The sequence below is a fragment of the Waltera acetigignens genome (assembly GCF_025567015.1).
GTDB classification, from domain to species: domain Bacteria; phylum Bacillota; class Clostridia; order Lachnospirales; family Lachnospiraceae; genus Acetatifactor; species Acetatifactor acetigignens.
The window spans coordinates 1-19,571 of record NZ_JAOQJO010000007.1 but is presented as its reverse complement, the minus strand read 5'-3'; the positions used below and the strand labels follow the sequence as shown (position 1 = coordinate 19,571).

17 protein-coding genes and 1 other RNA gene are annotated in these 19,571 nt (G+C 49.0%); all 18 read left to right on the top strand.

Going from position 1 to position 19,571, the window contains the following annotated elements:
* Nucleotides 1-8 precede the first annotated feature (8 nt).
* The 18 genes from OCV96_RS08050 to OCV96_RS07965 all read left to right on the top strand — a co-directional run bounded on the left by OCV96_RS08050 (nucleotide 9) and on the right by OCV96_RS07965 (nucleotide 19,206).
* Nucleotides 9-713, top strand: coding sequence for a DUF6320 domain-containing protein (locus OCV96_RS08050; RefSeq protein WP_118504765.1), 705 nt, complete (start codon nucleotides 9-11; stop codon nucleotides 711-713).
* A 148-nt stretch (nucleotides 714-861) separates the two neighbouring features.
* Nucleotides 862-1,770: an alpha/beta hydrolase gene (locus tag OCV96_RS08045; protein WP_262594161.1), complete on the top strand. Its 909-nt coding sequence runs from the start codon at nucleotides 862-864 to the stop codon at nucleotides 1,768-1,770.
* Nucleotides 1,771-1,862: 92 nt separating this feature from the next.
* On the top strand, nucleotides 1,863-2,867 hold the full coding sequence (locus tag OCV96_RS08040; protein ID WP_022313269.1) for a deoxyguanosinetriphosphate triphosphohydrolase: 1,005 nt from the start codon (nucleotides 1,863-1,865) through the stop codon (nucleotides 2,865-2,867).
* 27 nt (nucleotides 2,868-2,894) lie between these two features.
* Nucleotides 2,895-4,667 carry a DNA primase gene (gene dnaG, locus OCV96_RS08035; RefSeq protein WP_118504767.1) on the top strand — a complete coding sequence of 591 codons (1,773 nt, stop codon included), beginning with the start codon at nucleotides 2,895-2,897 and terminating at the stop codon, nucleotides 4,665-4,667.
* An 81-nt stretch (nucleotides 4,668-4,748) separates the two neighbouring features.
* A complete protein-coding gene (rpoD, locus tag OCV96_RS08030; RefSeq protein WP_022313271.1) occupies nucleotides 4,749-5,861 on the top strand; it encodes an RNA polymerase sigma factor RpoD in 1,113 nt (370 codons plus the stop codon).
* Complete coding sequence (locus OCV96_RS08025) at nucleotides 5,861-6,646, top strand: tRNA (adenine(22)-N(1))-methyltransferase (protein ID WP_262594157.1); 786 nt, start codon at nucleotides 5,861-5,863, stop codon at nucleotides 6,644-6,646. The genes rpoD and OCV96_RS08025 overlap by 1 nt, the downstream gene beginning before the upstream one ends.
* A gap of 47 nt (nucleotides 6,647-6,693) precedes the next feature.
* A complete protein-coding gene (locus OCV96_RS08020; protein WP_022313273.1) occupies nucleotides 6,694-8,349 on the top strand; it encodes a nucleoside kinase in 1,656 nt (551 codons plus the stop codon).
* 198 nt (nucleotides 8,350-8,547) lie between these two features.
* A complete protein-coding gene (locus OCV96_RS08015; protein WP_262594156.1) occupies nucleotides 8,548-10,116 on the top strand; it encodes a glycosyltransferase family 39 protein in 1,569 nt (522 codons plus the stop codon).
* Nucleotides 10,117-10,127: 11 nt separating this feature from the next.
* An RNA gene (gene rnpB, locus OCV96_RS08010) (RNase P RNA component class A) lies at nucleotides 10,128-10,466 on the top strand.
* Between the two features lie 94 nt (nucleotides 10,467-10,560).
* The gene (locus tag OCV96_RS08005; protein WP_148708616.1) at nucleotides 10,561-11,337 is read left to right on the top strand and encodes a S1 family peptidase; all 777 of its coding nucleotides are present in this window, start codon (nucleotides 10,561-10,563) and stop codon (nucleotides 11,335-11,337) included.
* 148 nt (nucleotides 11,338-11,485) lie between these two features.
* Nucleotides 11,486-12,652, top strand: a complete 1,167-nt coding sequence (locus tag OCV96_RS08000) for a CobW family GTP-binding protein (protein WP_022312841.1) — start codon at nucleotides 11,486-11,488, stop codon at nucleotides 12,650-12,652.
* Between the two features lie 54 nt (nucleotides 12,653-12,706).
* Nucleotides 12,707-13,639 carry a TIGR03943 family putative permease subunit gene (locus OCV96_RS07995; RefSeq protein ID WP_022312842.1) on the top strand — a complete coding sequence of 311 codons (933 nt, stop codon included), beginning with the start codon at nucleotides 12,707-12,709 and terminating at the stop codon, nucleotides 13,637-13,639.
* A gap of 14 nt (nucleotides 13,640-13,653) precedes the next feature.
* Nucleotides 13,654-14,928, top strand: a complete 1,275-nt coding sequence (locus OCV96_RS07990) for a hypothetical protein (protein ID WP_227062956.1) — start codon at nucleotides 13,654-13,656, stop codon at nucleotides 14,926-14,928.
* A 79-nt stretch (nucleotides 14,929-15,007) separates the two neighbouring features.
* Entirely contained in the window at nucleotides 15,008-15,790 is a 783-nt protein-coding gene (locus OCV96_RS07985; protein WP_022312844.1) for a ZIP family metal transporter, read from the top strand.
* Between the two features lie 58 nt (nucleotides 15,791-15,848).
* Complete coding sequence (locus OCV96_RS07980; RefSeq protein ID WP_227062953.1) at nucleotides 15,849-16,619, top strand: YlmH/Sll1252 family protein; 771 nt, start codon at nucleotides 15,849-15,851, stop codon at nucleotides 16,617-16,619.
* Between the two features lie 69 nt (nucleotides 16,620-16,688).
* Nucleotides 16,689-17,645: a putative ABC transporter permease gene (locus OCV96_RS07975; protein WP_227062952.1), complete on the top strand. Its 957-nt coding sequence runs from the start codon at nucleotides 16,689-16,691 to the stop codon at nucleotides 17,643-17,645.
* 186 nt (nucleotides 17,646-17,831) lie between these two features.
* Nucleotides 17,832-18,830: a hypothetical protein gene (locus tag OCV96_RS07970; protein WP_262594153.1), complete on the top strand. Its 999-nt coding sequence runs from the start codon at nucleotides 17,832-17,834 to the stop codon at nucleotides 18,828-18,830.
* Nucleotides 18,831-18,924: 94 nt separating this feature from the next.
* On the top strand, nucleotides 18,925-19,206 hold the full coding sequence (locus OCV96_RS07965) for a hypothetical protein (RefSeq protein WP_262594290.1): 282 nt from the start codon (nucleotides 18,925-18,927) through the stop codon (nucleotides 19,204-19,206).
* Nucleotides 19,207-19,571: the final 365 nt, after the last annotated feature.

Sequence of the window (19,571 nt, the reverse complement as noted above, 5' to 3'; positions counted from 1 at the left end):
AAATGCTTATGTCATATTGTGTGAACTGTGGTGTGGAACTGGATGCTTCGGCAAAGAAGTGCCCTCTGTGCGACACACCGGTGTATAATCCCAAGGCACCGGAACCGGAGAAGCAGCCATCCCCTTTTCCAAAGGAAAAGGGACAGGTGGAAGTGGTAAAAAGAAAAGATCTGGGAGTACTGTTGACGGTTATTGTACTGGCTACGGCGGTGACCTGTGGGCTGTTAAACGCTTTTGTGTTCCGCAGCAGTCTGTGGTCTCTGGCGGTGATTGGCGTAGTCCTGGTATTGTGGGTTATTATGATCCCTGTGGTTATTTATACGAGACAGCCCATTTATCTGTCGATCCTGCTGGATGGAGTGGCAGTGATCGTGTATCTATATCTGCTGACTTATCTGACGGGACATAACAGCTGGTTCTATGGACTGGGACTGCCGATCGTATTGCTGGTGACGGCAGTGGTGGAAGCGGTGACGTTCTGTATCCGCAAGCTCCCCATGTCCTTCCTGACAGGAGCCCTGTACCTGATCTCGGGAATCGCTGTTTTGTGCGTTGGACTGGAACTTCTGATCGACCGGTTCCTGAGACAGGAGATCGCACTGGGATGGTCGGCTATCGTGCTGACGATCTGCGTGATCGTCGATATCACCATCGCCACCCTTTTATCCCGGAGGAGACTGCGCAATGCAGTGCGCAGAAGATTGCACTTTTGATCACTATTCAGAGCCATGAAATATTGGCGAAGCAGCCTCAGATGAGCAAACAACAAGTGAACTTGTTGTTCAGGAAAGCATCGGAGATGCGATTTTGCGAATGAGGCGCTGAATAGTTACGAGAAAACTTGGTGAACAGGAGGAACTTATGGCACTGGTAGGAAAAAACAGTGAGAAGAACAACCAGAATCTGATGCAGCTCATCCGCAGGGCCCATGGTCTTGTGGAGAATCCGGATCTGGAGAAGCACAGACAATCCCAGGATCACATTGGCGAGCTGCTCGGCAACAGTAAAGAGATCCAGTACCGTCCCGTGGACATCGATGGCATGGATGCGGAGTGGGTCAGCGTGAACCGGGCTCATATGAAAAAGTACGTGATCCTGCATTGCCACGGAGGCGGATATTCCACCGGCAGCAGTATCTATGCCAGAACCCTGACATCGAAGCTGGCGGCGGGTACTTCCATGGATGTGCTGTGCTTTGATTACAGACTGGCACCGGAGCATCCGTATCCGGCAGCTGCGGAGGATGCCATGAAAGCCTGGAACTATCTGATGCTTTTGGGCTACGGAGCAAGAGATGTGATCATTACCGGAGATTCGGCTGGAGGTAATCTGGCGCTTTCACTGGTGTTGAAATTAAAAGAGCAGGAGCGCTTGCTTCCCAGAGGAATCGTGCTGATGTCTCCCTGGACGGATCTTACCGGCGAGGGCAAGACTTTCCAGACCAAGGCGGAACTGGATCCGGTACTGGATAAAGAGTACATCGACCGTATGACCAGGGCCTATGCCCCGGACAGAGATCTGACGGATCCTTATATTTCTCCGCTGTTTGGAAACTTTCATGGTTTCCCGCCCGTCTATATTCAGGTGGGAGAGAATGAAATCCTGTTGGACGATTCCCTGCGGTTATATAAAAATCTGATCAAAGCCGGGGTCGCTGCCCATATCGACCGATTCCCCGGAATGTGGCATGTTTTTCAGATGTCACCCTTCAAAAAGGCCAGTGAGGCCATGGATAAGAATGCGGAATTCATCTATTCTGTGTGCAGATAATTTAAATCAGAAAAAATGACTATTTTTTTCAAAAGAAAGAAAAGGATTTTTAAGACAGGCACAGAATATTAGAAGTAGGGGCAGGAGGAACTATGACGATCAGAGAAAACTTGGAACAGTGGGAAAAGGATTATTTAAGTCCGTACGCATCCTTGAGTGTGAACTCCAAAGGACGTCTGCGACCGGAAGAACAATGTGATATCCGGCCGGTGTTTCAGAGAGACAGAGACCGTATTATCCATTGCAAGGCCTTTCGAAGGCTAAAGGATAAGACCCAGGTATTTCTGACACCTGAGGGTGACCATTACCGTACCAGACTGACACATACGCTGGAGGTATCCCAGACGGCCAGAACCATAGCCAAGGCATTAAAGCTGAACGAGGATCTGGTGGAAGCCATTGCGCTGGGACACGATCTGGGACACACGCCTTTCGGACATGCCGGAGAGCGTGCGCTGAACAGAGTATGCCCTTTTGGCTTCGAACATGCCGAACAGAGCGTCCGCACCGTGGACATTCTGGAGAAGGATGGCAAGGGGCTGAATCTGACCTACGAGGTGCGAGACGGTATAAGAAACCACCAGACCATTGGAAAGCCCCACACCCTGGAGGGCAAGATCGTCAGACTTTCCGATAAAATTGCCTATATTCATCACGATATGGATGACGCCATCCGCGGAGGAATCCTCACGGAAGCGGATGTGCCGAAGGACATCTGTGAGGTGATCGGCAGCAGTCCCACCGAGAGACTGGATCATTTCATTCATGACATCGTGACCAACAGCATGGACAAGGGAGACATCCTGATGTCGGAGCCGGTGGCGGAAGCCATGACGAAGATACGACAGTTCATGTTTGAGAGAGTTTACAAGAACCCGGTAGCGAAGAGCGAAGAGGGGAAAGCAGAGATGCTGATGGAGACATTGTACCAGCATTTCCTGAAGCATCTGGATGATCTGCCGGAAGAATATCTCAATCTTCTTTCCGTGGGAGAACCGAGAGAGAAGGTCGTCTGCGACTATGTGGGAGCGATGACGGATCGGTTTGCCATAGCGGTATACGAGGATATTTACATACCGAAATCCTGGCAGAGATAGGTACAAGATAAAATAGGAGTTAAAAACGTGTATTATCCCGAAGAACTGGTAGAAGAAGTCAGAGCCAGAAATGACATCGTGGATGTGATATCGGGCTATGTCTCATTGAAAAAAAAGGGAAGCAACTATTGGGGCTGCTGTCCTTTTCATAACGAAAAAACACCTTCCTTTTCGGTGTCTTCGAACAAACAGATGTATTATTGCTTCGGATGCCATGCCAGCGGAAATGTATATACGTTTCTTATGAAATATGAAAACGATACCTTCCCGGAGGCCATTAAGATCCTGGCGGACCGCGCCGGGGTAAAGCTTCCCGAAGTGGAGGAGACACCGGAACAGAAGAAAAAAGCCGGCAAACGTATGCGGCTGCTGGAAGTCAATAAGGAAGCGGCAAAATATTTTTATTATATGCTGCGGGACCCCCGTGGCGAAGTGGGAATGCGGTATCTGACGGGGCGGAAGCTGACCGATGAGACCATGCATCATTTCGGACTGGGTTATGCCGGGAAAAACGGCGAGCAGGTGGTACAGTACCTGCGGAAAAAGGGCTTTACGGACGAAGAGATCAAAGACTCCGGACTGGCAATGTTTTCTGAACAGCGGGGACTGCGAAGCCAGTTCTGGAATCGTGTCATGTTCCCCATACAGGATATCAACCACCGGGTCATCGGCTTCGGCGGCAGAGTCATGGGAGACGGGGAACCGAAATACCTGAATTCACCGGAGACCATGATCTTCGATAAGAGAAGGAATCTTTATGGGCTGAATTTCGCAAGGACTGCCCGGACGGGCAATATTATCCTGTGCGAGGGCTACATGGATGTCATAGCCATGCATCAGGCGGGATTTACCCAGGCGGTGGCATCCCTGGGAACGGCATTTACGGTGGAACAGGCTAACCTTTTACACCGTTATGCGGAAAACATCCTGCTGGCCTACGACAGCGACGGTGCCGGAACCAAGGCGGCACTCCGGGGCATCGGTATTCTCAGGGAGGCCGGGCTTACCGGTAAAGTCATCAATATGCGTCCTTATAAGGACCCGGATGAATTTATCAAGAATCTGGGGAAAGAGGCTTTTCAGGAGAGAATCGATCAGGCGGAGAACAGTTTCTACTTCGAGATCCGTATCCTGAGTGAACAATACGATCAGAGCGATCCGGAACAGCGGACGAAGTTCCACCGGGAGATCGCACAGAAACTATGCGAATTTTCGGAAGATCTGGAGCGGGAGAATTATTTGCAGGCCATTGCCGAAAAATATATGATCCGGCCCGATGATCTGCGCAAAATGGTCATAGGATATGCTTCCCAGACGGGAATCGCCAGACCGATTCCCCGTCCCCGCAGCGGAGTACAGAATAAGAGCGATCCTTCGGAGAGCGGACGGAAGTCCCAGAGACTGCTGATCACCTGGATCGGAGATGATCCTTCTCTGTATACGATTGTACGTAAGTACATTTCTCTGGAGGATTTCACGGAGGAATTGTATCGCAAGGTGGCGGAGAAGATGTTTGCAGAGCTGGACAACGGACAGTTTCAGCCGGCGGGGATCATCAGCATGTTTGAGGATGAAGAGGAGCAGAGGCAGGCAGCGGAGCTGTTCCATACAACGCTTCCCGAATTGTCCACGAAGCAGGAGAGAGAAAGAGCTTTCCATGACATACTGGTGTCAGTCAAACGCAACAGCTACCAGTACTATATGGCGCAGCTGGGTACAGATGTCAACGCGGTCAAAAAAGCGGTGGAAGGCAAAAAAGCACTGGAAGAATTACAAAGAGCCCGCATTTCTCTGGAATAATAGGGTTTGCGGCTCGGGACAGTTATAAAAAATACGAAATATGGCTATAAATAATGGCAATGAAAGGATGGAACCACGAAAATGGATGAAAACACACAGGCAAAATTTGCGGAGAAGATAAAAGAGCTCCTGAATATGGCGAAAAAGAAAAAGAATGTGCTGGAGTATCAGGAAATCAGTGACTTCTTTGCGGACATGCCTCTGGAAGAGGAACAGATGGAGAAGGTTCTGGAGTATCTGGACCAGAACAACGTAGATGTGCTGCGTATTACCGATGACGATGATGTGGATGACGAAGAGATCATTCTGACCGATGAGGACGAAGTGGATGTGGAGAACATCGACCTGTCCGTACCGGAAGGCGTCAGCATTGAGGATCCTGTCCGTATGTACTTAAAGGAGATCGGCAAGGTGCCCCTGTTAAGTGCTGAGGAAGAGATCGAACTGGCCCAGAGAATGGAAGAGGGCGACCAGGAAGCGAAAAAGCGTCTGGCAGAGGCCAACTTACGTCTGGTAGTCAGTATTGCCAAGAGATATGTAGGCCGTGGAATGCTGTTCTTAGACCTGATCCAGGAAGGTAACCTGGGTCTGATCAAAGCTGTAGAGAAATTCGATTATCGTAAAGGATATAAGTTCTCCACCTATGCGACCTGGTGGATCCGTCAGGCCATCACCAGAGCGATCGCCGATCAGGCGAGAACCATCCGTATCCCGGTGCATATGGTAGAGACCATCAACAAACTGATCCGCGTGAGCAGACAGCTGCTGCAGGAGCTGGGAAGAGAACCGACCCCCGAAGAGATCGCGGAAGAGATGAACATGCCGGTAGACAGAGTGCGTGAGATCTTAAAGATCAGCCAGGAGCCCGTATCCCTGGAGACTCCTATCGGTGAAGAGGAAGACAGCCATTTAGGCGACTTCATTCAGGATGATAATGTACCGGTTCCTTCCGATGCTGCAGCATTTACCCTGCTGAAGGAACAGCTGGTGGAAGTGCTGGGTACTCTGACAGAGAGAGAACAGAAAGTACTGAGACTCCGTTTCGGTCTGGATGACGGACGGGCCCGTACTCTGGAGGAAGTAGGTAAGGAATTCAACGTTACCCGTGAACGTATCCGTCAGATTGAAGCAAAGGCATTGCGCAAACTGCGTCATCCCAGCCGCAGCCGCAAGCTGAAGGATTATCTGGATTAATGGCGGAAGTTATATTATCCAATCGAATGCAGGCTTTAACAGACATGGTCACTCCCGGCACTGTGATAACAGATGTGGGGTGTGACCATGGTTTTGTATCGGTCTATCTCGTGCAGAGGGGGCTCTCCCCACGGGTGATCGCCATGGATGTGCGGTCAGGACCCCTGGAGCGTGCCAGAGAGCATATCCGGGAATATGGTCTGCAGGACAGGATAGAGACCAGACTTTCCGACGGTCTGCACGGCCTGAAGACCGGAGAGGCGAACGGGATGATCTGTGCCGGCATGGGCGGACCTCTCATGGAGAAGATTCTTACCGAAGGAAGAGAACAGGCACAGGGATTTGCAGAGCTGATCCTGCAGCCACAGTCGGAGATCCCGCATTTTCGGACATTCCTGATGGATGAGGGATATCTTCTGCTGGATGAGAATATCATCTACGAAGAAGGAAAATATTATTTTATGATGAAGGTGCGCTGGCTGGGTGCGATGACGGACGATGCGGTACGGCAGAAGGTCGGGGACTCCTGGAAGACGGAAGGTCTGGATCCCGGACTGGCGGAAAAGTTCGGCCCGCTGCTTTTATCCCGCAGAGACCGGATACTTCGGGAGTATCTGGAATGGATGCTGACCGAGCGAAAGCAGATCGTGGGACGCATGGAGCAAAAGGCAGATGCGGACAATCCCAGAACCATATGCCGCAGACAGGAGATCGCAGACGAGATCACCCTGATTACCCGTGCACTGGATTGGTATGATAATGGCAAGGAAGCGGATTGTATTTAGGCAATAAGACCTGTAAAAGCAGATTACAGAAGGACAGGGTGAAAAAAATGATCACAGTGAAGATAAACGGGGAAGAGAGACAATATCCTCAGGGAGCCACTTACGAGGATGTGGCCAACGATTATCAGCAGGAGTATGAGAATCTGATCGCACTGGCAGCCAGAGACGGCAAGATCAGAGAATTGTTCAAGAAACTGACAAGGGATTGCGAGGTTACCTTTTTTACCTTGAAGGATGATGTGGGCAACAAGACTTATGTGCGTTCTGCCACAATGCTGTTTTTGAAAGCGGTATTTGATGTCTACGGCAGAGAGGCGGCCCAGAGCTGTCGTGTGGAATTTGCCATCGGCAACGGCTCCTACATCTCTCCAAAAGAGAAGATCAATGCGACGGAAGAAAATGCTGCAAAGATCCGTAACCGGATGCGGGAGCTGGTGGAGGCAAAGACACCTTTTCTGAAGAGATCCTATTCCCTGGATAATGCCATGGAACTGTTTCGGAAAGAGGGGATGAAGGATAAGGAAAAGCTGTTCCGTTACCGCAGAGGCTCTTTCGTAAATATTTATGAAATGGACGGTTATTACGATTATTATTACGGCTATATGCTGCCCAATGCCGGCTATGTAAAGTGGTTCGATGTCATAGCGTATGAGGATGGATTTATGCTGCTGTTGCCGGATAAAAAAGATCCTACACATGTTAAGCCGTTTCAAGAGAGAAAGCTGTTATTCCGGACGTTGAAAGAATCTGAGGAATGGGGAAAGGAGATCGGTATTGAGACCGTAGGTGATCTGAATGATCAGATCTGCCGTGGGTCGCTGAGTGAACTGATCCTGGTACAGGAAGCGCAGCAGGAGCGTAAGATCGGCGAGATTGCCAAGAGCATCGTAGACAGGGGCGGCGTGAAATTTGTCATGATCGCCGGACCCTCTTCTTCCGGCAAGACCAGTTTTTCCCACAGATTATCCATTCAGTTGAAGACCCTGGGGAAAACACCGCATCCCATTGCACTGGATGACTATTTCGTGAACAGAGAATTCACGCCAAGGGATGAGAACGGTGATTACAATTTCGAATGTCTGGAAGCGATTGATGTAAAGCAGTTCAATGACGACATGTGCAGATTGTTAGCCGGTGAACGTGTGGAACTGCCTTCCTTTAACTTCAAGACCGGAAAGCGGGAATATAAGGGCAATTTCAAACAACTGGGACCGGATGATATTCTGGTGATCGAAGGTATCCACGGTCTGAATGAGAAGACATCTTATGCACTTCCCGAGGAGAGTAAATACAAGATCTATATCAGTGCATTGACCAATATCAATATTGATGAGCATAACCGGATCCCGACTACGGACGGAAGACTTCTCCGCCGTATGGTCAGAGATGCGAGGACCAGAGGTGCGGATGCGAGACGCACCATCGATATGTGGGCTTCCGTGCGCCGGGGAGAGGAACAGAATATTTTTCCGTTCCAGGAGGATGCGGATGCCATGTTTAATTCCGTCCTGATCTATGAACTGGCAGTGTTAAAGCAGTTCGCAGAGCCGTTATTGTTCCAGATCGATAAGGGAGAACCGGAATATTACGAAGCCAAGAGACTGCTTAAGTTCCTGGAGTATTTCCTGGGTGTGACCAGTGAAAGCCTTCCCAATAATTCTCTGTGCAGAGAATTTGTGGGTGGAAGCTGCTTCAACGTGTAAACTATTCAGAGTAGCGCAATTCTGCTGACAGGCGTCGAATGCTTGCATTCGTAAGACTGTGCGGCAGAATTGATGCGACGAAGTAACCACATGAGCAAAAAGGAAGCCTCGGAGAGGCGATTTTGCGAATGTGGTGCTGAATAGTTTACATGCATGGTGCTGAATAGTTTACTCTACAGTAAGAAAAGGAGAATACCTGTGGAGAGTCGTTTACCAAAGATAAAATCGATAGTAAAGCAGACAGCAAACTGGGTGATCCGGATCATGGGCAGCCTGATCCTTCTGTTCCTTGTATGGTATGCCATGCGTACCCTGCAGTATATGCTTCCGGTGGCAGGTCATGAAGTTCTGGTGGAGATTCCGGATTCCGTAATATGGAATCTGGCGGCAGCAGCGCTGATATTGCTATTGTATGCAGTTCTGACGGCAGTGGAAAAAAAGGCCGGTGACAAAATCGTCATCTGGTGTAAAAGAATTGCCGTAACGCTCGGCATGCTTTGGCAGGGAATCGCAGGATTGTGCTGGGTTCTGGCGGTAGACAGAGTGCCGAGTGCAGATCAGGCATCGGTTATTGGTGCGGCCATAGATTTTATACAGGGTGACTATGGGACGCTGGCTCCGGATCATTATTGCGGTCTGTATGCTCATCAGCTGGGACCGGCGGCCATGGAAGAGATGCTGTTCCGGATTCTTGGAGAGGCGGATTATCATGTGATCCAGATAGTGTTCGTACTTCTGAACGTGGCGGGTATCTATTGCATTTACGGCATTCTGAAGGAAGTTTCCGGCAGACTTGCGGTGGTGGCCATGGGGACACTGCTTGCGGGCAGCTGTATGGCATCTGTCTTTTATACCAGCTGGGTCTACGGAGAGATTCCCTGGGTATTCTGTTCCCTGTTTTCCGCATGGATGCTGGTCCGATATATCAAATATGGAAAAACGGGATCACTGGTGGGCATTGTGACAGCTCTTACACTGGGAACTCTGCTGCGTAAGAACACACTGGTCCTGGTGGTGGCATATTGCATGGTCGGCGCGGTACGGATATTCTCAAAATGGGACAGACGCCTGTTGATTTCACTGGTGCTGGCGTTGGCACTGCCACTCTTGTGCTATCAGGGAATCTATAAAATGTATGAGATGAGATCCGGAATGGAGCATTCCCGGGGATTGCCCACATCGGCTTACCTGTATCTGGGAATGGAAGAGATCGGTGGCCGGTACGGCTGGTATTACAGCGATTGCTGGGCACAATATTATGCAACGGACTGTAATACAGAGCAGAGCGATCAGATCTACCGGGAGATGATGCAGGAGCGCATGCAGGCCATGAAAGCACAGCCGGGGTATCTGAGAGGTTTTTATCAGGGAAAACTTCTGTCCCAGTGGAATGTCCCGACCTATCAGTCACTGTATTTCAACTTTAACCACGGGGATGTGTACCATGAGAAACTGGCGGCACTGGAAGACCGGCTGAGTGGAGATCTGTTTGACAGTGTGGTGAGGATGGCAGATCGTTTACAGTTCATTATCTATCTGGGGTGTCTGTTTTACTTTATCTTCTGTGTCCGAAAAGACAGTGAGATCACACAGCATCTGTTGGCAGTGGCTGTGATCGGGGGCTTTTTGTTCAGTATTTTCTGGGAAGCAAAGGCCAGGTATATGTATGCCTATTACATGATGATGTTCCCGCTGGCAGCGCTGGGATATGGGGAAATCATACGTCTGGCAGAAAAATATTGCTTTTTCCGGAAGAAAAAGATATAATCGAACAGGTGTAAGTAAGATAGATGATCGCGGCTGCTTTATGCAGGTGAGGAAAGTCCGGGCTTCACAGGGCAGGATGCCAGATAACGTCTGGTGGAGGTGACTCCAAGGCTAGTGCAACAGAGATATACCGCCGGCTTTTGGCCGGTAAGGGTGGAAAGGCAGTGTAAGAGACTACCGTCCGGCTGGTAACAGACGGAGCCATGTAAACCCCATCCGAAGCAAGACCAAACAGAGAGCTATAGACCGGCCCGGTCTGCTTTCAGGTAGGTCGCTTGATGCGGCTGGTGACAGTCGTACTAGATAGATGATCGTCATATACAGAACTCGGCTTATTTTTTGCTTACACCTTTTGAGAAAAATGCGGACTGCGGATGCGGTCCGTTTTCTGTTATAAGCGACTGCAATGCAGAGCATGTTTCACGGAGAAACTATGGAGAAGTCATGGAGAAAAAAGAGAGAATGCGGATAAAAGGGATCACTATGATACTGAGCTGCCTGTTACTTTTCGCCGGCTGCGGGGAAAACGGTGGGAGTGAGGAAAATGTCTCCACGGAGACCGCAGGCCAGAAGGTTTCGGAAGAAAACAGTGGCATGGGACAGGCTGACGCAGGAATGGAATTTGTGGAACTGCCGGTGCAGACAGAGCAGAAACTGACGGAGAATGATTTTAAGGTAATGAAATCCCTGGTGGGAATTCAGACGGGAGAGCGGCAGGGCAGCGGTGTGATCTATGATGAAGAGGAAAACAGGATTCTGATCGCAACGGCAGGGCACGTACTGGCGGACGATACCGGAGAGGCCCGGGTGACATTTCCGGACGGAACACAGGTGGCTGCCACCGGCGTGGAGACAGTGGACAGCTGCGATCTGGCTTTCCTGTGGGTGGACAAGGCGGAACTGTCAGAGGAAGCATGGAAGGTCTGTCTGCCGGTGCAGACGGATCGGGAAGTATTCGATGCACTGAAGGAATATGACGATGTATGGATGTACGGAGGGGAGAGTGGGCTGCCGGTCTATGCTTTCGTGGTGGATCCCTGGATCTATGTGGAGGATTTTGACCAGTATATGCTTCTGCTGCAGGGACTGATCGCTCCCGGAATGTCAGGAGGCGGAGCCTTTACGGAGGACGGTGTGTTCGTAGGAATCCTGTGTGGCGGTGATGAAGAGGGAAAAGTGGCCGTGGTGCCTTACAGCATGATCGAGACGGAGAGACCGTAGCACAGCTGCGTATGCGAGCATCCGCACAGTGTCTGACGAACATTATGGCTTAGTTGATAAAAATTTAATAATCGTTTTATTGACAATACTGTAAATATGATAGAAAATAAAAAGGATGGGTCTTAGACTCAGATTGGAGGAAAAAACAATGACGAAAATAGATGTAGTATCCGGATTCCTGGGTGCCGGTAAGACCACCCTGATCAAGAAGCTGTTAAAAGAAGCTCTGGACGGCAGCAAGACCGTTCTGATCGAGAATGAGTTTGGTGAGATCGGTATCGACGGCGGTTTCTTAAAAGAGGCCGGTATCGAGATCAAAGAGATGAACTCCGGCTGTATCTGCTGCTCTCTGGTAGGTGATTTCGGTACTTCCCTGAAGGAAGTTATCAGCACTTATGCTCCCGAGCGTATTCTGATCGAGCCCTCCGGTGTCGGCAAGCTGTCCGATGTCCTGAAGGCTGTGGAGAACGTGGCAGGAGATCTGGATGTGGAGATCAACAGTGCGGTAGCAGTAGTAGATGCATCCAAGTGCAAGATGTATATGAAGAACTTCGGCGAATTCTTCAGCAACCAGATCGAGTACGCCGGAACCATTATCTTAAGCAGAACCGACAAAGTGGATCAGGCAAAGCTGAATGCCTGCGTGGAGATGATTCGTGAGCATAACGACAAGGCTACCATTATCACCACTCCTCTTGATCAGCTGGATGGCAGGGAAGTACTGAAGACCATCGAAGGCGCTGACAAGCTGGAAGATATGATGAAGGAAATGCTGGAGCATATCCATGACGATCACGATGAGGATGAGTGCTGTGACCACGAGCATCATCACCATCACGACCATGACGAGGATGACCACGACCATGAGTGCTGCTGTGGACATCACCACGATGACGACGATGATGAAGACGAGCATGAGCATCACCATCATCATGACCATGATGAAGACCATGACCATGAGCATCATCATGAGCATGACGAGAACTGCACCTGCGGCTGCCACGATCATGATCATGACCACCACCATCATCACCATCACGCAGACGAAGTATTCACCAGTTGGGGTATCGAGACACCCAACACCTACAGCGCAGAGGACATCGAGAAGATCCTTACTGCTCTGGACAGCGGAGAGTACGGTGCAATCCTGCGTGCCAAGGGTATGGTACCCGCTCCCGACGGAACCTGGGTATATTATGATTATGTTCCCGAAGAGCATGACATCAGAAGCGGTAAGCCGGAAGTTACCGGTAAGATCTGTGTCATCGGTTCCAAACTGGACGAGGACAAGCTGGCAGAACTGTTCCGTAAATAAATTGCCGGAACGGATTTTACAGGCAGCAGGATAAGAAAGAGAAAGGTATGAATTATGACGAAACCAGTCTATATCATAAATGGTTTTCTGGAGAGCGGTAAGACAGAATTTATCACATTTACACTGGGACAGCCGTATTTCCAGATCAAAGGAAAGACACTGCTCATCCTCTGTGAAGAGGGCGAGAATGAATACGATCCCGCTTTATTAAAAAAGAGTCGTACGGATGTCGTATTGATCGAAGAGGAAGAGGAGTTTACTCCGAATCATCTGATCGAGCTGGAGAAGCAGTACAAGCCCGCCCGTATCATCATCGAGTATAACGGTATGTGGAATTGCAAGAACATGACGCTTCCCTGGTACTGGAAAGTAGAGCAGCAGATCACGACCATTGACGGCTCCACCTTCCCTATGTACTACACAAATATGAAGTCTCTGCTGGCAGAGATGATCCGTAAGTCCGAGATGATCATTTTCAACCGTTGCGACGGTATCAAGGATCTGAATGTATACAAGCGCAACATCAAAGCGGTGAATCCTTCCGCAGATGTGATCTTCGAGGATTCCAACGGTGAGATCGATGAGATCTTCGAGGAGGATCTGCCCTACGATCTGAATCAGGATCCTATCGTACTGGACAACCAGGGCTATGGCATCTGGTATCTGGATTCCATGGATCATCTGGAGCGCTATGAAGGCAAAAATATCCAGTTTCTGGCCATGGTACTGAAGCCCGAGGAATATCCCGATGGCTATTTCGTACCGGGACGCATGGCAATGACCTGCTGTGCGGAAGATATGGCATTTCTGGGCTATGCCTGTGAGTTTGCAGGCACGAAAGACCTGAAGCAGAAGGAATGGGTTAAAGTGACAGCGAAGGTTGCCAGAGAATACTTCGCAGACTATAAGGGAGAGGGCCCTGTACTCCATGCCATCAGTGTGGAGAAGGCAAAGGCTCCCAAAGATCCCGTGATCAGTTTCAACTAGAAAGGATCGGCTCTATGAAAAAGAATCCCATAAAGAGCGGCCTGCGGGAGACAATGGCAGGAAAAGTGACATTTCTTTTCCTGCTGTTTTTGTATACCGGGGTTATGTTATATCTGTTTTGGATGGAGTGCTATCAGGTGCCGGGCTTTCAGTCGGATATGCCGGACTATGTGAATAAGGTGGCAGGTATTGCGGGAAATTATGAGTTTCCCTATCCGATCCTGTTCTGGACAGCCAGACTTTCCGCCTGGCTGATCGGAGCGAAAGCGGCCATGGCCATCACCACCGCGCTGTTCAATCTGGCAGCGGTGGTGATCACAAAATATTATATGAACCGGGAGATCCGGAAAGTAAGTCATTATGATGACTTAACTCAGGGAAGACAGGCTATGACGGACATTCTTGTGACCCTGCTTGTCTTTTCGCTATTTTTGCTTTCTAACCTGTATTCTCCCAAGAATACAGCTTTTTTCGGCTTTGATTATGCGTATCGCTGTATGGGGATTTATACGCCGAATCCTTTCTGGAATGCCACTTATCTGGCCACCAGACCTTTTGCGATTATCTGCTTTTTTGAGACGGTGAAGGTGCTGTCAGAATATGAGAAGGATTTTCAGTGGAAGAACTGCGTTCTCTTCGCAGTCAGCCTTCTGCTGACCACCATGACCAAACCAAGCTATACGATGGTAGTGGTGCCTCTGATCGGTCTGATCCTCCTGATCCAGCTGATCGTAAGCAGAGGAAAAAGTTTTCGCAATGCCTTCTGTCTGTGTGTGACCATGATCCCCACGGGAATTGCCCTGCTGTACCAGTTTTCCGGAATTTTCACCGGGACGAATGCCATGGGAGAGGAGACAGGCATCGCCATCGGCTTTGCCAAAGTATGGAGCAATTATTCCAAAAGCATTCCTTTAAGTATTATCATGGGAATGGCATTGCCCATCGGCGTACTTTTCCTGAATCTGGTATTTGATTTTAAAAATATAAAGTCCAACAGATATTACTGGTTTGCATGGCTGAATTATCTTATGGGTACAGTAATGTTCCTGATCTTCTATGAAAAAGGATTCCGCATGATGCATGCCAACTTTTCCTGGGGCTATATGCACGGCATGTTCTTTGTCTTCCTGATGACGTTGATCGTCATGGTGCGGAATATCAGGGAGTGGTGGAAGAGCTGGAAGGTGATCTTCGTCGTGGGCGAGATCGCGGTATTCTGCTACCATCTGGTGTGTGGTGTGAATTTCCTGATGTATGCCGTCCTGGGCAACGATCTGGCGGGATTTTAGTAAAAATGATTTGAAAAGGCAGACAAGATACCATCTTGCTGCGAGTTACATAGAATAATGAAAGAAAGGAGAGTGTTTCATGAATTTAAGCATTGTAGCCGGTCTTCTGATTCCGTTTCTGGGAACGACTGCAGGGGCAGCCTGCGTGTTTTTCCTGAAAAAACAGATTGGCGGCAATATTCAGAGAATATTTACCGGATTCGCTGCCGGTGTCATGGTGGCAGCTTCGGTGTGGTCTTTGCTGATACCGGCCATGGATATGTGCGAAGAGATGGGGAAGCTTGCATTTCTTCCCGCAGTGATCGGATTCCTGATCGGTATTGTTTTTTTGTTGTTCATCGATAGCATGGTACCCCATCTGCATGTGGGAAGCGATGCACCGGAAGGCCATAAGAGCAGTCTGAACCGCACAGCCATGCTGATGCTGGCGGTGACCATTCACAATTTTCCCGAAGGTGCGGCGTGTGGTGCTATTTTCGCCGGAGTGTTAAACGGGGACGGAACTGTTACGATGGCGGGAGCCCTGACGCTGGCCATCGGTATCGCCATTCAGAATTTCCCGGAGGGAGCCATTATTTCCCTGCCTCTTCGGAGTGAAGGAAATAAGAGAGGAAAGTCCTTTGCCTTAGGCGTATTGTCGGGAGCAGTGGAACCGGTGGGAGCAATCCTGGCCATTGCACTGGCAAGCATTGTGACACCTATTTTACCCTATATGCTGGCTTTTGCAGCCGGAGCCATGATCTATGTGGTCGTGGAGGAACTGATTCCGGAAGCCAGTGAGGGAGAGCATTCCAACCTGGGAACCATTGCCTTTGCGATTGGTTTTGCGTTGATGATGATGTTGGATGTGGCACTGGGATAATGTGTACAGTGTAATATTTGCAAAAGCAAAGTGAGAACAGCAGGAAGGATGTACGGGAATGTCCGTGGAAAATGAAAAAGAAATACAACAGCTGAAAAACCGGATCCGTGAACTGGCAGACAAATCCTACAACCAGAACCAGTACACATTTACCGGATTCTTAGGACTGGCGGAGCAGGATGCCCTGTGGCAGGTGGAACGGGAAGTGAAGTTCGCAGGGATCACCTTATACGGCGGCAGGGAAGAGGCAGAGCGGAAGCTCCTTCGCTTCGGCAGTGAGGCGGAGCTGGGCTATGAACAGCCTTTTCCCATCTGCTGTATCCGGATCCGGCCTCTGTCGGCAAAATTTGCAGACAAGCTGTCCCACAGGGATTATCTGGGGGCGCTGATGAACCTTGGCATTGAACGGAGCACCATCGGTGATATTCTGCCGGGGGAGGGCGAAGCATTTTTGTTCTGTCTGGATACCATCGCGGAATTCATCTGTGACAATCTGGAACAGATCCGTCATACCCATGTGAAGTGTGAGGTGGTGGATGCGGCGGCAGAAGTACCGCAGGAAGAACCGGTGCGTCAGGTCATTCAGGTGGCAAGTCCACGTGTTGATGCTGTCATTTCCAAGGTATATAATAAATCCAGAAGCGACTGCCTGGAGTTGTTCCGGGCGGGAAAGGTATATGTGAACGGCAGGCTGTGTGAAAATAATTCCAAGCCCCTGGAGGCGGGGGATGTGGTAAATGCCAGAGGCTACGGTAAATTCCGCATAAGTGGAGAACCCCATGCCACGAGGAAGGGGAAGCTTGCCATAGAGGCTGAGGTATATCCGTAGCGGTTCGGTCATGAGATGACAGTTGCCTTGCTCGTAAGGAAAAAACGAAGACGTGAAGGAGGTTAAACAGTGTATCATTATACTGCGATCCAATGGCTATTTTTCTTTTATTTTTATTGCTTTTTCGGCTGGTGTTTTGAATCCACCTATGTATCCCTGAAAAGCAGGAAGCTGGTCAACCGTGGTTTCTGCCGCGGACCGTTTCTGCCGCTGTATGGAAGTGGAGCCATCATGATGCTGGTGGTGTCCATGCCGTTTCAGGACAATCTGGTGTTAGTCTATATTGCCGGATGTATCGGGGCTACGGTGCTGGAGTATGTCACAGGCGTGACTATGGAGGCGTTATTTAAAGTCAGATATTGGGACTATTCCAAGAATAAATTCAATTTCCAGGGACATATCTGCCTGGGGGCCTCGCTGGCATGGGGTGGTCTGACGATCCTGATGACGGAGTTTATCCATAAGCCCATTGAACATCTGGTATTGTCCATTCCGGACAGCATCCTCACTCCTGTGACACTGGTGCTGACGGCGCTGATCGGTGCGGATTTCGCATTATCCTTCAAGGCAGCCCTGGATCTGCGGGATGTACTGGAGAAGATGGAGAAGGCAAAAGAAGATATGCTGCGGATCCAGAAACGGCTGGATGTCATTATTGCTGTGACCAGTGAAGATCTGGAGAACCGCAGGGAAGGCTTCAGTGATAGCCTGGCACAGAAGAAGGAAGACTTTACTGCAAGTATTACCACCAGAGTGGAGGACCTGAAGTCCAACATTGAGGGCAAGCTGGAGAGCTTCCGCACTTCCGCACAGAAATCTCCCAATCAGTATTTGGAGAGCGTGAAGAACGAGGTAGCCGAGTTGCGGCAGAAGTACACCAGAAGCGTGGCAGACAGAGAGAATGTCAGCAGCTTAAGAGATTTCTTCCAGCGTGACATGATCCGTTCCAATCCGACCATGAGTTCCGAGAAGTTCAAGGAAGCTCTGGAAGAACTGAAAGAGCACTCCAATAAGAAAAATGAATAAAAAGCAGAAAAAGCATGTCTGTGATGCCCGTTTTTAGGGGGGCGGAAGGGCATGCTTTTTTTGCACATGGAAAATGAGAAAAAAAGGAAAAATAGGAAGAAATAGTATTGACAATATAGCGGGGGGGGTAAACTAAATAACGGTAAAAACAAAATCCATAACATTATACTTAGGAGGAATGGGATAATGAAAAAGAAATTAATCATTGCCGCAGCCATTGCATTTGCAGTATTTGCAGTTCCTTACGGCAGCAGTGCACTGTCTACCGTATCTGTAGCAAGTGAGAATAATACGGTGGTTGCACCGAGCACCAAACCGGTAGAAGAGGTAAAGAATGCGGTAGATGCTATTGATGCATCCAAGATTACTGATGCGGCATCTGCAGATAATGCGGCAGTTGCTTTGATAAAGATCGGTTCTCAGGATCTGAAGGAAGCAATGAATGCAGGACAGGATACTGTTAATGATGTTGCAGCCATCGAAGCAGCATACAAAAAGGCAAAGGGAATTAAGGATACTACTCTTGCTAACTCCGGCGCTGTAAAGGCTGTAGGCATTGTTGGTGCAGCATTTGTTGCTCCTGACACAACACTGAGTGTAGAAGCACCGGCGGCTACACCTGAGATTACTTCTTCTACATACGCAGTAACTTCTACTCCCGTATATGTAGAAATCAGCCTGAAGGCTGGTACTTATTCAGTTGAATCTCTGCCTATTCCCGTAGCAGTTACCATTGAGACTCCTGCAGGTGTAGATGGTAATAAGGCAGTGATTTTCCACTTTGTAAATGGTGGACTGGAAGAAATCAAGCCTATTTACAATGCTTCCGCAAACACTTTGACCTTTACTGTAAATCACTTCTCTACTTTTGCTATTGCAGAAGCTAATAATACCGCAACAGCAGAAGGTACTGACAACGCATTTGGAAGATATCGTGACAATGTGGCAAGCGAGATCGCTAATGCCAAGGACGGTGCTACCGTTAAGATCAGCAGAGACAAGAACATCAATGCTCTGCCCAACGATATCATGCAGGCTCTGTACAAGAAGCAGACGGTAGCTCTGGAGTTGGAGTACACCTTCGAAGGCAACGAGTATACGGTAACCATCCCTGCCGGTAAGGCAGAAGACAATGCTATCGAATGGTATGGTCCTCTGTACCTGCAGATGCGTTACGGCAAATAAGTAACCGTAAGGAAATGAAATAACCGGGAAATATAAGGCACTCTTCAGTCAATGAGGGGTGCCTTGTTTTTCAGTCTGAAGGATAATGTAAGTTATGAAGAAACAGGAACAAAATACAAAAGAGACCGTGAGTATGCTGGTTTATGGGTATCTGATGATTCTTTTTGCCGGTTTACCGCTGTATATGCAGAACAAGCTGGTGATGATCGGAAATGCAAAATATTTGTTTTTCCGGAATACTACGCTGGTGCTGGGGGCTTTTGTGGTGCTGGCTGTGCTGTGGCAGAGAATCCGGGGAGAACGGACAACGAAACGGACGTGGAAGAAAACGGATGTGTTTATGCTGTTGTATCTGGTGTCTGCAATCTTTTCTTAGGAACCGCTGTTTTACAGATACTCAAGTGGATGCTGAAAATTGTTCTTGGAGCATTAAAGCTGTTCTTGGGACTTGTCAGGTTAGTTCTTCTTCTATTCTGTCTGATAGCAAGAGTATTTCTTTCATTCGTAAGAATGGGAACATTTTGAGGGGAGGTGAGACTATGGAGGTAAAAGGCTTCTTTCCTGCTTACAGGAAAAACAGAAGACTTGTGTTTATATTATTTATAGCTGTTGTCGCTGGGATATGGTTGTATAAGATTCAAAAGAGATTTTCGTAAATTCTTTAGGCTACAATCAATAGCGGCGTAAACGAAAAAGCAGTCTTACGTTATAGAAAACTGCCCTTTCGTTTGCGCTGCGTTT

What these genes read in the sequence shown, in the direction of transcription:
- OCV96_RS08050 (WP_118504765.1), top strand. Translation starts at nt 9, where the DNA reads ATGTCATATTGTGTGAACTGTGGTGTGGAACTGGATGCTTCGGCAAAG.
- OCV96_RS08045 (WP_262594161.1), top strand. Translation starts at nt 862, where the DNA reads ATGGCACTGGTAGGAAAAAACAGTGAGAAGAACAACCAGAATCTGATG.
- OCV96_RS08040 (WP_022313269.1), top strand. Translation starts at nt 1,863, where the DNA reads ATGACGATCAGAGAAAACTTGGAACAGTGGGAAAAGGATTATTTAAGT.
- rpoD (WP_022313271.1), top strand. Translation starts at nt 4,749, where the DNA reads ATGGATGAAAACACACAGGCAAAATTTGCGGAGAAGATAAAAGAGCTC.
- OCV96_RS08025 (WP_262594157.1), top strand. Translation starts at nt 5,861, where the DNA reads ATGGCGGAAGTTATATTATCCAATCGAATGCAGGCTTTAACAGACATG.
- OCV96_RS08020 (WP_022313273.1), top strand. Translation starts at nt 6,694, where the DNA reads ATGATCACAGTGAAGATAAACGGGGAAGAGAGACAATATCCTCAGGGA.
- OCV96_RS08005 (WP_148708616.1), top strand. Translation starts at nt 10,561, where the DNA reads ATGGAGAAAAAAGAGAGAATGCGGATAAAAGGGATCACTATGATACTG.
- OCV96_RS08000 (WP_022312841.1), top strand. Translation starts at nt 11,486, where the DNA reads ATGACGAAAATAGATGTAGTATCCGGATTCCTGGGTGCCGGTAAGACC.
- OCV96_RS07995 (WP_022312842.1), top strand. Translation starts at nt 12,707, where the DNA reads ATGACGAAACCAGTCTATATCATAAATGGTTTTCTGGAGAGCGGTAAG.
- OCV96_RS07990 (WP_227062956.1), top strand. Translation starts at nt 13,654, where the DNA reads ATGAAAAAGAATCCCATAAAGAGCGGCCTGCGGGAGACAATGGCAGGA.
- OCV96_RS07985 (WP_022312844.1), top strand. Translation starts at nt 15,008, where the DNA reads ATGAATTTAAGCATTGTAGCCGGTCTTCTGATTCCGTTTCTGGGAACG.
- OCV96_RS07980 (WP_227062953.1), top strand. Translation starts at nt 15,849, where the DNA reads ATGTCCGTGGAAAATGAAAAAGAAATACAACAGCTGAAAAACCGGATC.
- OCV96_RS07970 (WP_262594153.1), top strand. Translation starts at nt 17,832, where the DNA reads ATGAAAAAGAAATTAATCATTGCCGCAGCCATTGCATTTGCAGTATTT.
- OCV96_RS07965 (WP_262594290.1), top strand. Translation starts at nt 18,925, where the DNA reads ATGAAGAAACAGGAACAAAATACAAAAGAGACCGTGAGTATGCTGGTT.